The organism is Micromonospora hortensis (assembly GCF_022230935.1).
In the GTDB taxonomy this organism is placed as follows: domain Bacteria; phylum Actinomycetota; class Actinomycetes; order Mycobacteriales; family Micromonosporaceae; genus Micromonospora; species Micromonospora hortensis.
Genome location: NZ_JAKKFE010000017.1, coordinates 104,932 through 119,813, shown reverse-complemented (window position 1 = coordinate 119,813; position 14,882 = coordinate 104,932). Strand labels below are relative to the sequence as shown.

Genomic DNA, 14,882 nt, shown 5'->3' with positions numbered 1-14,882 from the left:
GCGGGTTGGGCGTGGATCAGGGCTGGCTCGGCGGCCCGGCGAGGTAGCGGCGGGCCTCCCGCAGACCACGCCAGCGCCACCAGGCGGCACCTCCCCAGAGCAGGATCAGCAGTGCGGCCAGCAGGCGGCCGAAGGGGCGGACCGGGCTCACCAGGGGCCCCACCTGGGTGAGGAGACCTGCCACGAACAGCAGCAGCAGCCAGCGTTGACTGACCCGGGTTCGAGCCTCCTTGCGCGCCAGCGCGTCCAGGCGAGGGTCGTCAGTGGACCCGTCGCGTAGCGCCTGCCCGATCCGCCGCCTCGTCGTCGGGTCGGCACCGGCCGTCCGGGGCAGCCGCCTGAGCAGTCGGCGGCCGAAGGCGAGGGCGACGGCCGCGCCGACCAGCGGCGGGATCAGCATCCACGCGAACGTCACGAGCAGGTCATCGGACTTCACGGTGCCTCGGCCGACAAATGCGGCGGTGCCCAGCGCGGCGAAGAGGACCACTACCAACGCGGCGACAACGTACGTGCTCCGGGGGCGCTGCCGGCCCCGGTTCTCCGGAACCTGCGCCGCGGCCCTGTCTTCCTTCGCCACCTGCTTCTCAGCGGCGGCACTCTCCTCGGTGGTCACGGCCGCCCCTGATTCCGACGCCGCCGGTTCACCAGGTGCACGCCGGCGTACGCGATCGCCACCGCCGCCACCCCGGGCAGCACCATGCCGATCACCAACTCGGCGGCCGTGTCCGGGTTCCGGTCCTCCCCGGAGGCGAACCAACTGATCAGCGTCACCACGACGGCCACCGCCCACACCGCGACCACCCCGACGAGCACCGGCCGGACCTGGGCTCCTGACTCTCTCCCCGTATTCGTCATTGTCGTTCCGTACCCCGCTGTCGGTGACGCCACGCGTGCCGGACGAAACCCGGCCGAGGATTGATCGGGCAACCCCATTAGGCTGGACAGGTTCTGTCCCGGATCGCGCCTGGAGCGTCTCATGACCACGACACTGCCCGCGTACGACGAGGTCGTTGCACGCTTCGAGCCGGTGATCGGCCTGGAGACCCACGTCGAGCTGGGCACGAACACCAAGATGTTCTGCGGTTGCCCGACCGACTTCGGTGGCGAGCCGAACACCCGGGTCTGCCCGGTGTGCCTGGGCCTGCCCGGTTCGCTGCCGGTGGCCAACAAGGCGGCCATCGAGGCGATCATCCGGATCGGCCTGGCGTTGAACTGTTCGATCGCCGAGTGGTGCCGGTTCGCCCGGAAGAACTACTTCTACCCGGACATGCCGAAGAACTTCCAGATCAGCCAGTACGACGAGCCGATCTGCGTCGACGGTTACCTGGACGTCGAGGTCAACGGCGAGACGGTACGGATCGAGATCGAGCGGGTGCACCTCGAGGAGGACACCGGCAAGACGCTGCACGTCGGTGGTGCCACCGGCCGCATCCACGGCGCGACGGAGTCACTCGTCGACTACAACCGGGCCGGCATTCCGCTGGTCGAGATCGTCACCAAGCCGATCACGGGCACCGGTGCGCTCGCCCCCGACGTGGCCAAGGCGTACGTCGCCGAACTGCGCGACGTGATCCGCACGCTCGGCGTCTCCGACGTGCGGATGGAGGAGGGTTCGCTGCGCTGCGACGTGAACACCTCGCTCAACCTGCCGGGCGCGGAGTGGGGCACCCGTACCGAGACGAAGAACGTCAACTCGCTGCGGTCGGTGGAGCGGGCGGTCCGCTCGGAGATGCTGCGGCAGGCGTCGGTGCTCGACGCGGGCGGCCGGATCACCCAGGAGACGCGGCACTTCCACGAGGACACCGGTGACACCACCCCGGGTCGCTCGAAGGAGACGGCCACCGACTACCGGTACTTCCCCGAGCCGGATCTGGTGCCGATCGCCCCGGACCCGGCCTGGGTCGCCGAGCTGAAGGCCGCCCTGCCGGAGCTGCCGCGGGTGCACCGGCGTCGGCTCCAGGAGCAGTGGGGCCTCTCCGACCTGGACATGCAGTCGGTGCTGAACGCCGGCGCGGTCGAGCTGATCGAGGCGACAGTGGCCGCCGGCACGACCCCGGCCGCGGCCCGCAAGTGGTGGCTGGGTGAGCTGTCCCGCCGGGCCAACGAGAGCGGCGTGGAGCTGGCCGAGATCGGTGCCACCCCCGCCCAGGTCGCCGAGCTTCAGGGGCTCGTCGACGCCGGCAAGCTCAACGACAAGATGGCCCGCACGGTGCTGGAGGGGGTGGTCGACGGTGAGGGCTCGCCCACCGAGATCATGACCAACCGGGGCCTGGAGGTCGTATCGGACACCGGCGCGCTCACCGCCGCCGTGGACGAGGCGATCGCCGCGAACCCCGGCATCGCCGACAAGATCCGCAGCGGCAAGGTCGCCGCGGTCGGCGCGCTGGTCGGCGCGGTCATGAAGACCACCCGTGGTCAGGCCGACGCGAAGACCCTGCGTGAGCTGATCCTGGAGCGCCTCGGCGTCGAGGGCTGAGAGACCCGACCGGAGCAGGCCGCCGCCGTGACCCGGCGGCGGCCTTCCGCAACCCCCTGTCGACTACGCGGCCACCCCGCACACCCCTCGCGAGGGCGTCAACGGCGACGCCTGGATGGAGCCACAGTGACCGAGCACGACCTCGATGTCCTCGACGAGATCCAGCGGCGGGTGCTCTGGCTCGCCACCCGGATCGTGGACGCCGCCAACCATGACCGGGTCACCGGCGACGGTGTGAAGGTCGGCGGCCACCAGGCGTCCAGCGCCTCCCTGGTCACGGCGATGACAGCGCTCTGGTTCGCGCACCTCGACGCCGAGGACCGGGTCGCCGTGAAGCCGCACGCGTCCCCGGTGTTCCACGCCATCCAGTACCTGCTCGGCAACCTGGACCGCTCCTACCTGCCCCGGCTGCGGGCCCGTGGCGGCCTCCAGTCGTACCCGTCGCGCACCAAGGACCCGGACGCTGTGGACTTCTCCACCGGTTCGGTCGGCCTGGGCGCGGCGGCGCCGCTCTTCGCCGCCGCCACCCGGCGGTACGTCGACGCGCACTTCGGGGCCCGCCCGCACTCCCGGTTCGTGGCGCTGATCGGCGACGCCGAGCTGGACGAGGGCAACATCTGGGAGGCCGTGGCAGACCCGGCGACCACCGGGCTGGGCAACGTCATGTGGCTCGTCGACTTCAACCGCCAGTCGCTGGACCGGGTGGTCCCCGGCATCCGGATCAACCAGTGGCGGGGCCAGTTCGAGGCGGCCGGCTGGCACGTCGTGGAGGTCAAGTACGGCCGCCGGCTCGCCGAGGCGTACGCCCGGCCGGGCGGCGAGGCGCTGCGCGACTGGATCGACGCGATGCCCAACGAGCAGTACCAGTCGCTGTTCGGGCTGGCCGGGCCGGCGCTGCGCAAGCAGTTCCTGGACGGCGCTCCGGCCGGCATCGCCGAGCTGATCGCCGACGTCTCCGACGAGGAGCTCGGCCCGCTCGTCACCGACCTGGGCGGGCACGACCTTCAGGCGATGCTTGACGCGTACGCCCAGTGCGACGCGGTCACCGACCGGCCGAGCGTCGTCTTCGCGTACACCGTCAAGGGTTGGGGGTTGCCCATCGCCGGCAACCCGCGCAACCATTCCGCGCTGCTCAGCTCCGAGCAGGTCGACACGCTGCGCGCCGCGCAGGGGTTGACCGCCGAGACCGAGTGGGACCGCCTCGACCCGGCGTCACCCGCCGGGATCCAGGCCGGCGCCCGCCGGGAGGCGCTGTCCCGCGCGCCGCGCGAGCGCGCGCTGGGGGTCACCGTTCCGGAGAGCACCGGAGTACGCGCCAACAAGCCGATCTCCACGCAGGAGGTCTTCGGTCGGGTGCTGGTGGACCTGGCGCGGGACCGCGAGGTGGGCCGCTACCTGGTCACCACCGCCCCGGACGTGGCCACCTCCACCAACCTCGCCGGGTTCATCAACAAGACCGGTGTGTTCGCCCCCACCGAGCAGCGTTCCTGGACCGAGGACCGGATGCTGCGCTGGACGGAGAGCCCCGCTGGGCAGCACATCGAGCTGGGCATCTCGGAGATGAACCTGTTCCTGCTGCTCGGCCAGCTCGGGCTGTCCTGGGACCTGTCCGGGCAGCCGCTGCTGCCGGTGGGCACTGTCTACGACCCGTTCGTGCTGCGCGGCCTCGACGCGTTCCTCTACGGCACCTACTCCGGCTCCCGGTTCGTGGTGGCCGGCACGCCGTCCGGCATCACCCTCGCCCCGGAGGGCGGCGCCCACCAGTCCACCATCACCGCGTCGGTCGGCCTGGAGCTGCCCGGGGTGACCTTCATCGAGCCGGCGTACGCGGCCACCCTCGACTGGCTGCTCTGCGACGCGCTCGGTCAGATCGCCGGTGGGCCGGCCCCGACCGCGACCGCCGCACCCGCCGAGGACGGCGCGTACTACTTCCGGTTGAGCACCCGACCGCTGGACCAGGCGCCGTTCGAGGCGGCCCGGGCGCGGCTCGGCGACGCGGTGCTGCGCCGGCAGGTCGTCGCCGGGGCGTACCGGCTGGTCGACGCGCACCAGGCGTACCCGCACCTCGTCGACGCCCCGGTGGTGCAACTGGCCGCCTCCGGCGCGGTCCTGCCCGAGGTGCTGGCCGCCGCGGCGGAACTGGCCGACGAGGGCATCGCCGCGCACGTGGTGGACGTGACCTCGCTGGACCGGCTCTACCGGGCCTGGCAGCGCACCCTTCGCCAGGGCGTACGGACGGCCACTGTGCCCAGCGTGCCGGGCGCGCTGCGGTCCGCGTTCGCCGATCGGGTGCCGGTGGTGACAGTGCACGACGCCGCGTCGCACGCGATGGCCTGGCTCGGTTCGGCGGTCGGCGCGCCGGCGGTGCCGCTCGGCGTGGACGAGTTCGGCCAGTCCGGCAGCGTCGCCGAGCTGTACGAACTGCACGACCTGCTGCCCGGCAGCATCGTCAACGCCGCACTGGCCGCCATCGCCCTGCGCTGACCCGTCGACCGCCCGCCGATCCGTTGGCGGGCGTCGACGTCGGCTCAGCCGGTCGGCGTGGGCGTGGGTGTGGCGGGGACACCGCCGCTCGGCGTGGGTGTGGGCGTGGCAGGGACACCGGCGGCCGGGTTCTCCACCAGGCGCCGTTCCAGGTTGACCTGGGCCTGCCCGGTGCCGCCGACGGTGATGGTGTCGTACGCCTGGAGCAGCTTCTGCTGGTCGAAGTAGAGCACGCTCATCGACAGCGGGGTGGGCTTCTCGCCCTCCAGGCCGCGCAGCCCGGCGCCGCCGGTGGAGCCCTCCACCATCAGCGTGGTGCGCTGCTGCCCGGGCACCTGCGGCAACTCCGAGACCTGCCGGGAGTGGGTGTGCCCGGCCAGCACCAGCGGGCAGGTGCCGGCGAGCGGCCCGGCCGACGCCGGGTCGTGCACGAGCGCGATGTTGACAGGTCGCGGTGAGCTGCGAACCGTCGCGGCGAGCTGGTTGCCGACCCCGATCACCTGGTCGGCCACCTGCTGGGTCAACCCGCTGCCAGCCGGGGAGGTGTTCTTGTCCGGGGTGAAGCGCGGGTCGCCGATGCCGGCGATGGTCAGCCCGGCGACGGTCGTCGTCGTGTTGTTCAACACGATCGCGTTCGGCTGACGGGCCACAGCGGCGGCGGTCTTACCGGAGTCGTGGTTGCCCCTGATGAAGACGTACGGCTTCTTCAGCAGGCCGATCGAGGCGACGAAGGAGGCTTCCGGTTCGCTGCCCCAGTCGGTGATGTCCCCGGTGTCGATCACCACGTCGATGCCGAACTGCTCCACTACCGTCCGGATCAGCTGCCAGCCGGTCGGGTTGAGGTGCATGTCGGAGACGTGCAGCACCCGGGTGGTGCCCGGGGTCGGCTCCAACAGCGGAAGCGCCGAGACAGTGGTGTAGAGCTGGCTGACGTTGCCGACCAGGCGCTGCAACTGCTCCGCGTACTTGGTGTAGTCGTTGGCGATCCGGCGGGCGTCACCGACGATGGCCGGCGCGTTGACAAGCAGCCCCTCGTAGCGTGGTTCCTCGATGGCCTGCGGACGAAGTGTCGCCGCCGCCGTGCCGAGGCTGCCGGCGGTGACCAGCAACGCCAACCCTCCCGCCCAGGCGGTGCGCCGGACGTCGCGGAAGATCAGCCCGGCCAGGATCAACGTGACGAGCAGCGACGCGCCGAGGGTGCGCAGGCCGAGGCGCATCACTCCGGAGCGGACGTCCTCCACGGCGCTCTGGCTGGCCCGGCTGATGCTGGCCGGGTCGTCGATCAGCGCCTCGGTGCGCCCCTGGTCGAGGGCGCCCAGCCGGACGGTGAGATGGGTCGGCCCGTCGTGGCTGTCGAGCAGCAGCGCGCCGAGCGGCGGGATGTCGACGGTGGTGCCGCCGTCCCGGGCCGGGGAGATGCTGAGATTGGCCCGGAACGGGCCGATGTCGGTGCTCACCTGGCCACCGGCCAGCACCCCGAGCACCGCCCCGGCCAGGGCCACGGCGAGGACGGCGACGATCAGCCCGAGGCGGCGCAGCGGGCCGGCGGCCCCGACCCACCAACCCGTCGGGCGCGGCCGATCGTCGCCGGTCACCGGGTCGTCCCGGTCATCGGCGTCGTCGTGCCGCTCGTCGCGTTGCCCGTCCATGCTGAAAGTCTGACCTGCCCGTCGGAAGATCTTGGCAAACCTGAACGGATGGTGACGCAATCAGCTGCGTCCGCCGTCACCACCCGCGAAGACCACTCGCAGGAGCCGGTCGTCGTCGCCCGCCGGGTCACCCCGGCCGTCGTGGTTGGAGGTGCTCACCCAGAGCGACCCGTCCGGTGCCGCGGCCACCGCACGCAGCCGACCGTAGCGGTTGGTGAGCAGCTCACTGGGCTGACCGAGCAGGGTGCCGGTGTCGGTCAACTCCATCACCCAGAGGCGCTTGCCGCGCAGACAACCGGTGACCAGCAGCCGGTCCGTGGCGGCCAGACCGGAGCAGGACGCGTCCGACGTCGCCCACTGCGCGATCGGGTCGGTGAACCGCCTGTCGCCGGCCTGGCCCTCGACCTCCGGCCACCCGTAGTTGCCGCCCTTGGTGATCTGGTTGATCTCGTCCCAGGTGTTCTGGCCGAACTCCACGGCGTACATCCGCTTCGCGGCGTCCCAGGCGAGACCCTGGACGTTGCGGTGCCCCATCGACCACACCGGGGAGTTGGGGTACGGGTTGCCGGCGGCGGGCTTGCCGTCCGGGGTGATCCGGAGGATCTTGCCGCCGAGGCTCTTCACGTCCTGCGAGAGGGGGCGCTGACCGGCGTCACCGGTGCTGACGTAGAGCTGCTTGTCCGGGCCGAAGCCGAGCCCTCCGCCGTTGTGCACGTTGGCCTTGGGGATGCCGGTGAGGATCGGGGTGGGCTGCCCGCCGAGCCGCAGCCGGGCGACCCGGTTGTCCTGCTCGGCGGTGTAGTAGACGAACACCGTCCGGTCTCGGGCGTAGTCGGGGGACACCGCGATGCCGAGCAGGCCACCTTCGCCCGCCGCCGCCACGTCGGTGATCGTCTGCACCGGGCGGACCCGCAGCCCGTCCGGCCCGGACTCGGGCCCGACCTGGAGGATCCGGCCGTTGTCCCGCTCGGTGACCAACGCGCCGCCGTCCGGCAGGAAGGCGATCGCCCAGGGCACCCGCAGACCCTTGGCGAGCACTGTGGCCACCGCCTGCTGACCGGCGCCGCCGGGGCTCGCCGACGCGGACGGGGTCGGCAGGTTGGGCGGTTCGCCGGCCGGGTCGGGCTCCGGCTCACCGAAGCTGCAACCGGCGGTGAACAGCAGCGCCGCGCAGGACGCCGCGAGGGCCACCCGGAGGCGGTGGATGCGAGGGTACGGGGGACGGGCGCTCACCCGGCCCAGGGTAGCCCGCCGCGCGACCCGACCGGGCCCGTCGAGATGCAACGGGTGCCGAAGGACCCCCCCGATGATCCCCGGTGGACCGCTCACCGAGCCCGTACGGCCAGCAACGCGGTGTCGTCCTCACGGTGCCGGATCGAGGCGAGCAGCAGGTCGCACAGGTCGTCGAGGGGCAGCGTGTCGGTGCCGGTCAGCAGACCCACCAGCTCGGCCAACCCCTCGTCGATGGAGCGGTCCCGCCGTTCGATCAGTCCATCGGTGTAGAGCAGCAGGGTGTCGCCGGTGGCCAGGACGGTCGACTGGCTGCTCCGGGGCGACGGGCGGGCCAGGCCGAGCAGCGGTTCCGGCGTCGCCTCCAGGACCTCCACCGCCCCACTGACGCGGACCACCAGCGCCGGCGGGTGCCCGGCGTTGGACCAGGTCACCTCGTGCACACCGGCGTGCTGCGGACAGATCCGTACCAGCGTCGCGGTGGCGGCGATCGGCAGCCGCAGGCCGCGGATGGCGCCATCCAGGTTGCTCATTAGAGACCCGACCGCGTCCGGCCGGCCGAAGGCGTTGCCCCGCACCAGGTTGCGCAGTTGGCCCATGGTCGCCGCCGCCTCGATGTCGTGCCCGGCCACGTCGCCGATCGCCGCGATCACGTCACCGTCGGGCTGCACGAAGGCGTCGTACCAGTCACCGCCCACCTCGTTGCGGTCGGCCGCCGGCTGGTAGCGGGCCGCCAACTCGAGCTCCGTCACCACCGGAAGCCGGGGCAGCATGCTGTGTTGCAGGACCTCGGCGACGTGCCGCTGCTCGCCGTACATCGAGCTGTTGCCGACTGCCTGGCCGGCCCGGCGGCCGATGTCGACAGCGGTGAGCAGGTCCCGGTCGTCGAACTGCTGACGTTGGCCACCGTTGACGAGCGTGATCGCCCCCAGCACCGTGCCGCCGACACCCCGCACCGGCACGCTCAGGTAGGAGGCGATGCCCAGCCGACTGGCGATGGAGGCCATCTCCGGGTTCGTGGTGCCCCTCGTGACGTCGGCCAGGGACGCCACGCTGCCCAGCCGGGGCTGGCCGGTCCGGAGCACCGCCCGGATGACCGACTCGGGGCTCAACCCGGTGCGCAGCAGCTCGCCGAAGCGGTCGACGTCCGCCGTGCGGGCCGGGTCCCGGTGCACCGAGACCACCTCGCGGGGCAGGCCGGTCGGCCCGATCAGGGTGAGCAGGCACCAGTCGGCGAGCAGCGGCACCATGGTGGCGGCGAGCCGGCGCAGCGCGGTGCCCACGTCCAGGGTGCCGGCCAGCGTCTCGCTCACCCCGGCCACGAGTTCCAGCCGCTCGTGCGCCTGCACGACCCGCCGCCGGGCCTCCTGCGCGCCGTCGAGCGCGATCCGCAGGCGCAGCTCGGACGAGCAGGCGGCGGCCAGGTCGGCCAGTGTCCGCAGCTGCGCTGCCGTCCAGGCGCGGGGCTTGCTGTCGATGGCGCAGAGCGAGCCGAGCACCCGGCCGGAGAGGTCGGTCAGCGGCATCCCGGCGTACGCGACCACGCCGAGGTCGTCGATGGCCAGGTTGTCCCGGACACGGGGGTAGAGCCGGGCGTCCGGCAACACCATCGGCACCTCGGTGTCCACCACGTGCTGACAGAACGAGTGGCTCAGCGGAGTCTGCCGGCGCTGCGACCAGGGCTTGGGCAACCCGACCGCGCCGGGGAAGAACTGCCGGTCGGCGGAGACCAGGGAGACCAGCGCGACCGGCACGTCGAGCAGGTCACTCACCAGCCGGGCGAACCTGTCGAACGCCTCGTCCGGGACGGCGTCCAGCCCGGTGTCGGCGAGCGCGCGCAACCGCTGCGGGTCGCCGAGCACCGAAGGTGGCGCGATCGAACGCCGGGCGGGGCCGGGGGAGCCGTCGGTCATCGAGCACCTGTCTGCCGGGGCGGAGGCCGACCGGCCCTCCGACCCTTCGTTATACCTCGTTGGGGGCGGAGTCGAACATCGGTGTGCTGAGTCTCGCCCGCCTCGACACCGCGCGCCATCCCCCGGGACGCCGGTTCGCCGCCGTGCCTCCACCAGCCGCGGCGCCGGGGACTATCGTCGGCGGACGTGAAGGTATGGATTCCGCACCAGGCCGGCCTGAACCTCCTGGGCGAGCTGCCCGCGGACGTGACGGTGGAGGTCTTCGAGCACACCGACCGGATGCCGTCCGAGGCGGCGGACGTCCGCTTCTGGGTGCCGCCGTTCCTGGGTGGCTCGGACGCGACGGCGGTGCTGCGGGAGCTGCCCGACCTGGCGGTGGTGCAGTTGCTCTCCGCCGGGGCGGACGCCTGGGCCGGCCGGACACCGCCGGCTGTCACGCTCTGCGATGCCCGGGGCGTGCACGACCCCTCCACCGCCGAGTGGGTCGTCACCGCGATCCTCACCCAGCTGCGGGCGTTCCCGGCGTTCGTCCGCGCGCAGGCCGAGCGGCGCTGGACGTTCGCGGAGAACGCCCCGACCGACGAGTTGACCGGTAAGCGGGTGCTCATCATCGGCGCCGGCTCGATCGGCTCCGCGGTGCGCGACCGGCTCGCCCCCTTCGACGTGAGCTTCACGCTGGTCGCCAGGACGGCCCGCCCGGAGCAGGGGGTGCACGCCGTCGAGGAGTTGCCCCGGCTCCTGCCCGACGCGGACGTGGTGGTGGTGCTGGTGCCGCTCACCGACCAGACCCGTGGTCTGATCGACAAGGCGTTCCTGGCCGCGATGCCGGACGGGGCGCTGCTGGTCAACGCCGCCCGGGGCCCGGTGGCGCACACCGAGGCGCTCGTCGCCGAGCTGGGCACCGGTCGGATCTCGGCGGCGTTGGACGTCACCGACCCGGAGCCGTTGCCCGCCGACTCTCCGCTCTGGGTCATGCCGAACGTGCTGCTCACTCCGCACGTCGGCGGGTCGGTGCGCGGGCTGCTGCCACGGGCCTACCGGCTGGTGGGCGATCAGGTCCGCCGGTTCGCCGCCGGGCAGCCGCTGATCAACACGGTGGTCGACGGCTACTGACCGGGGGTCTCCGCCGGAGCGTCCGGTAGCGGCTGGCCGGTCGCCGCGACCAGTCGGGGCAGATCCGCGCCACGGACGGCCGGCAGGGCGACCTGGCGGCCGTCGTCGAGCCGGGCCACAGCCCGCCCGCGCTGGTCGGTGGTCAGCTCGAGGACCTGGTCCCAGTCGATCCGACGGTGCCCGATCAGCGCCCGGATGCGCAGCTCCCGCGCGTCGGCGTCGGTGCCGGCCCGCCAGGCCCACACCGCGACCGCTAGCGGGACGAGCAGCACCGGCAGCAGGTAGTCCTGGGCGTTGGCCAGCGGCAGGGCGCCGACGAAGGCGATGATCGCGGCCACCAGGATGGCTTGGTTGTACCGGAAGCGGACCGTGTCGGGCTTACTCACCCTCCGATGATCCCACTTCGGGTTGTTTCGGCTCGCGGCGGGCGGTGCCGGCAGCGTGCGGTACGCCGTACAGTGACACGGGTCGTTGTCTTCCCTGAGTGACCGGCAAGTAACCAATTCGGCCGTCCATCGTTGCCAATCGTGGGTAGCGGACTCGCAACGTCCGATGTCCCGCACCGCCGCACCGCCCCCGTGCCCCCTCACGAAGGCGACCGCCGTGCTCCTCGCGTACCCGTTCCGCGTTCTCGTCCCCCGCCGTGCGGCGCCGGAGGCCGCCACGTCCGTGGCGGTGGCGCTGCTCCTCCTCGCCGGTTCCGTCGACCTGGTCCCGCCCTCGGTGGTGATCGCGCTGGCCGCCGGTGCCGGTGCCACGCTCGCCGGGTTGCGACTGTCCCGGCTGGCCTCCCGCCGCGGCACCGATCCGACACCGCGTGCGGCGGGGGTGCTGCTCGACGCGGCGGTGGTGGCCGCGGGTCTCACCGCCGTCGTGCTGCCCCTGGCCGGCATCGGGCACACCCTCGCCGTGCTGATCGGGTCGCTGGTCGTGGCGGCCCTCTCGACGGCCGGTCTGTACCGGCTCCCCGGCCGGTCCCGAGCGGCGGCCTCGGTCCGGTTGCGGTGGCTGGCCGAGTCGACCGGCCCGGCAGTCGGTCTGGCCCTCGCCGGCTGGTTGTTGCTGCCCCCCGACGGCCCACCGGTCCCGGTTCGACTGGCCGCCGCGTTGACGCTCGGCGGGTTGGGCATGGCCGCGTTGAACGCCTTCGCGGGGCCACGGCGGCGCTCGGGCGCGGCACTCTGCCGGGGCGGCGTCCTGCTCACAGTGGGCGGGCTGGTGCTGCTGGCCACGTTGCCGTCCGCGCCGGCCGGCCGGGTAGCCCTGCTGGCCGTACCTCCGTTGGTGTTCGGGATGTTGCTCGTCGCGGTCGGCGCGGCGCATGCGGCGGACGACACGGAGTCGGTGGAGCCGGTCGCCGCGGCCTGGCCCCGGTCGGTGCTCCCCGCGGCGGTGCTGCTGCTGGCATCGGGTGTGCACCTCGGCGCCGGCCGCGCACCGGACCGGACGAGCGTGCTGTTGGCCCTGGCGGCGGTACCGCCCCTGGTGCTGCGCGAGCTGCTGCGCGCCGGTGACGCGTCCACGTCCGTTCGGCGGGCCGCTCATCGGCGACCGGCCGGCCGGTCGCTGCGGCACCGCCGGGCGGCCCCCGGCCGCTGGCCGGGCACACCGGAGCCGCCGCCCGAGCGAGCCCTCGGCGTCCCGGAGGGCGCGGCAACCGCCACGGGCGCCGGCTCGACCTGGTCGCCTGATCACAGTTCCGCGTGGTCGGGGCTCAGCCGGCGGCCCGCGGCGGCGGGCGGCGGCGACCGGGCTGCCCTGCTGGACGCCCTGGCGGCGATCGGCGACGTTCCGGCGCCGGCCGGCGCGCTGCTGCTGGTGGACCTGCACGGCACCGAGGGGTTCGGCCCGACGGCCCGGGAGGACGTGCTGGCCGAGGCGGTACACCGGGCCCGCGCGGTCATCGCCCCCGACGATCTGGTCACCGGGTGCACGGGCACCGGCTTCGCGGTGGTCACCGCCGCCGGCCCGGTGCTGGCCTACGCGCTGGGCACCCGACTGTTGAGCGCGCTCGGCCCGCCCTACCGGCTGGCCGGCGCGATGCTGCGTGTGCAGACGAGCATCGGGTTGGCCGAGGTGAGCGGCGCGGGGCCGGCGGACGTGCTCCGGCAGGCTGAGCTGGCCCGACGACGGGCCGTGCAACTGGGCCGGGACCGGGTGGAGTGGTACGACGCGTTCCTGGAGGAACAGCTGGTGCGCCGGCTCGACCTGGAGCGCGAGCTGCCCGGTGCGGTGGCGCGCGGCGAGCTGGACCTCGTCTACCAGCCGGTGGTCGACCTGACCGACGGGCAGCCGGTGGGCGCGGAGGCGCTGCTGCGGTGGCGCAGCCCGGTGCTCGGCACCGTGCTCCCGGCCGAGTTGTTGCCGGTCGCCGAGGACCTGGACCTGGTCGGCGAGTTGGAGTGGTGGGTGCTGGACCGGGCCTGCCGGCAGTTGTCCGACTGGTCGGTGGGCGCCCGGGAGCTGTGGATGGCGGTCAACGTCACGACCCGGGAGCTGACCACCCCCGACTTCGTCCAGCGGCTCGCGGCAGTGCTGGCCGCGTACGGGGTGCCACCGGAGCGACTGGTGGTGGAGGTGAGCGAGCCGAGGGTCGCCGGTGACCTGTCGACGGTGGTGGCTCGGCTGGCCGGGCTGCGGTCGTTGGGCGTACGCACCGCGTTGGACGACTTCCGGGCCGAGCACGCCTCACTGGCGCAGCTTCGCCGCCTGCCGATCGATCTGCTCAAGGTGGGCCCGGAGTTGGTGGGCGCACGGCCGGACGGGCAACCGCCGCTGATCGACGTGGTGGTCAACGTGGGTGAGCGGTTGGGCGTCGAGATCGTCGCCGAGGAGTTGGAGTCGTCGACCCAGGTCGAGGGGGCGCGCCGGGGTGGTTGCCGGTACGGGCAGGGGTTCGCACTGGCCCGGCCGGCGACGGCCGAGCGGGTCGAGGCGTACTTCGAGGAGTTTCCCTCAGCGTCTCGCTGAACCGGTTCATCTCCCCCGGGGCGGTGCGGTGCTGCCGCGCGGCGTGAGGTGCGCTGTCTCGTCCTGCACCCGCCCGCCCGGCTGCCCGGCGACGACGGCGAGCAGTTGCCGGGCGGCGTGCGCGCCGTACGCCGGGATGTCCCGGCCCAGCGCGGTCAGCGGCGGGTGCACCAGCCGGCACAGCGGCGAGTCGTCCCACGCCACGATGGACAGATCGCCGGGCACTGTCAGGCCCATCTCCTGGGCGACGGAGAGCCCGGCGATGGCCATCACGTCGTTGTCGTAGATGACGGCTGTGGGCCGGCTGGCCGAGCTGAGCAACCGGCGGGTGGCCCGGCCGCCCTCCTCGCCGGTGTAGTCGGACCAGACGGTGACCGCGTCGACCAGGCCGAGTCGCTGGCAGACCGCCGCGAAGGCATCGGTGCGGATCTCGGTGTGCCGCAGGTCGGGCAGGCCGGCCACCCGGGCGATCCGCCGATGCCCGAGCGCGGCCAGATACTCCACCGTCTCGGTCAGCGCGGCGGCGTCGTCGGACCAGAGACTCGCCAGCTCACCGGTGCCGCCGGGGCCGCCGATCACCACCGCCGGCAGTTGCAGTTGTTCGAGTGCGGGAATGCGACGGTCGTCGGTGCGCAGGTCGCAGACGAGCACCCCGTCCACCCGTCGTTCGCCCCACCACCGCCGGTAGACGGCGATCTCGGCGTCCGGGTCGGCCACCACCTGGAGGGTCAGCGCGTACGAGCGGGCGGAGAGTTCGGCCTCGACGCCACTGATCAGCGCCATGAAGAACGGCTCGACGCCGAGGGTCCGCGCCGGTCGGCACAGGGCCAGGCCGATCGCCCCGGCGGTGGCGGCCGAGAGGGCTCGGGCGGCGCTGCTGCGGCTGAAACCGATCTCCGTGGCGATGGCCAGGATGCGCTGCCGGGTGGCCTCGGAGACGCCGGGCTGCCCGTTCAGCGCGTACGACACGGCGCCCTTTGACACCCCGGCGCGTTGGGCGACGTCGGCGATGGTCGGCCGCTTCACCGGCGTGCTCCTTCGCTCTCT

The 14,882-nt window shown here is 73.1% G+C and carries 11 protein-coding genes; 4 read left to right on the top strand and 7 right to left on the bottom strand.

Going from position 1 to position 14,882, the window contains the following annotated elements:
* Window positions 1-16: 16 nt before the first annotated feature.
* Both NIE111_RS13285 and NIE111_RS13280 read right to left on the bottom strand, forming a co-directional pair.
* Window positions 17-613, bottom strand: a complete 597-nt coding sequence (locus NIE111_RS13285) for a hypothetical protein (protein ID WP_238684687.1) — start codon at window positions 611-613, stop codon at window positions 17-19.
* Window positions 610-855 carry a hypothetical protein gene (locus NIE111_RS13280; protein WP_238684686.1) on the bottom strand — a complete coding sequence of 82 codons (246 nt, stop codon included), beginning with the start codon at window positions 853-855 and terminating at the stop codon, window positions 610-612. Before NIE111_RS13280 ends, NIE111_RS13285 begins: the two co-directional genes overlap by 4 nt.
* Before the next feature lie 121 nt (window positions 856-976).
* Here NIE111_RS13280 and gatB point away from each other — a divergent pair, with 121 nt between their 5' ends.
* Window positions 977-2,476, top strand: a complete 1,500-nt coding sequence (gene gatB / locus NIE111_RS13275; RefSeq protein ID WP_238684685.1) for an Asp-tRNA(Asn)/Glu-tRNA(Gln) amidotransferase subunit GatB — start codon at window positions 977-979, stop codon at window positions 2,474-2,476.
* Between the two features lie 126 nt (window positions 2,477-2,602).
* Window positions 2,603-4,960 carry a thiamine pyrophosphate-binding protein gene (locus NIE111_RS13270; protein ID WP_238684684.1) on the top strand — a complete coding sequence of 786 codons (2,358 nt, stop codon included), beginning with the start codon at window positions 2,603-2,605 and terminating at the stop codon, window positions 4,958-4,960.
* A 44-nt stretch (window positions 4,961-5,004) separates the two neighbouring features.
* Here NIE111_RS13270 and NIE111_RS13265 read toward each other — a convergent pair whose 3' ends face one another.
* The 3 genes from NIE111_RS13265 to NIE111_RS13255 form a co-directional block, all read right to left on the bottom strand.
* Entirely contained in the window at window positions 5,005-6,609 is a 1,605-nt protein-coding gene (locus tag NIE111_RS13265; RefSeq protein WP_238684683.1) for a metallophosphoesterase, read from the bottom strand.
* Between the two features lie 60 nt (window positions 6,610-6,669).
* Window positions 6,670-7,842 carry a PQQ-dependent sugar dehydrogenase gene (locus NIE111_RS13260; protein ID WP_238684682.1) on the bottom strand — a complete coding sequence of 391 codons (1,173 nt, stop codon included), beginning with the start codon at window positions 7,840-7,842 and terminating at the stop codon, window positions 6,670-6,672.
* Window positions 7,843-7,934: 92 nt separating this feature from the next.
* Window positions 7,935-9,752, bottom strand: coding sequence for a SpoIIE family protein phosphatase (locus NIE111_RS13255; RefSeq protein ID WP_238684681.1), 1,818 nt, complete (start codon window positions 9,750-9,752; stop codon window positions 7,935-7,937).
* Window positions 9,753-9,938: 186 nt separating this feature from the next.
* Between NIE111_RS13255 and NIE111_RS13250 the strand changes: the two genes are divergently transcribed.
* A complete protein-coding gene (locus tag NIE111_RS13250) occupies window positions 9,939-10,865 on the top strand; it encodes a 2-hydroxyacid dehydrogenase (protein ID WP_238684680.1) in 927 nt (308 codons plus the stop codon).
* Here the strand turns inward: NIE111_RS13250 and NIE111_RS13245 are convergent.
* Window positions 10,859-11,251 (bottom strand): PH domain-containing protein, encoded by a 393-nt coding sequence (locus NIE111_RS13245; RefSeq protein ID WP_238684679.1) that lies wholly within the window; start codon window positions 11,249-11,251, stop codon window positions 10,859-10,861. The two genes, NIE111_RS13250 and NIE111_RS13245, sit on opposite strands and share 7 nt — an antisense overlap.
* Window positions 11,252-11,468: 217 nt before the next feature.
* Between NIE111_RS13245 and NIE111_RS13240 the strand changes: the two genes are divergently transcribed.
* Window positions 11,469-13,835, top strand: a complete 2,367-nt coding sequence (locus tag NIE111_RS13240) for a GGDEF domain-containing phosphodiesterase (RefSeq protein WP_238684678.1) — start codon at window positions 11,469-11,471, stop codon at window positions 13,833-13,835.
* Between the two features lie 6 nt (window positions 13,836-13,841).
* On the opposite strand, the gene NIE111_RS13235 is transcribed toward NIE111_RS13240, so the two are convergent.
* Window positions 13,842-14,861: a LacI family DNA-binding transcriptional regulator gene (locus tag NIE111_RS13235; RefSeq protein WP_238684677.1), complete on the bottom strand. Its 1,020-nt coding sequence runs from the start codon at window positions 14,859-14,861 to the stop codon at window positions 13,842-13,844.
* Window positions 14,862-14,882 lie beyond the last annotated feature (21 nt).

What these genes read in the sequence shown, in the direction of transcription:
- NIE111_RS13255 (WP_238684681.1), bottom strand. Translation starts at nt 9,752, where the DNA reads ATGACCGACGGCTCCCCCGGCCCCGCCCGGCGTTCGATCGCGCCACCT.
- gatB (WP_238684685.1), top strand. Translation starts at nt 977, where the DNA reads ATGACCACGACACTGCCCGCGTACGACGAGGTCGTTGCACGCTTCGAG.
- NIE111_RS13280 (WP_238684686.1), bottom strand. Translation starts at nt 855, where the DNA reads ATGACGAATACGGGGAGAGAGTCAGGAGCCCAGGTCCGGCCGGTGCTC.
- NIE111_RS13265 (WP_238684683.1), bottom strand. Translation starts at nt 6,609, where the DNA reads ATGGACGGGCAACGCGACGAGCGGCACGACGACGCCGATGACCGGGAC.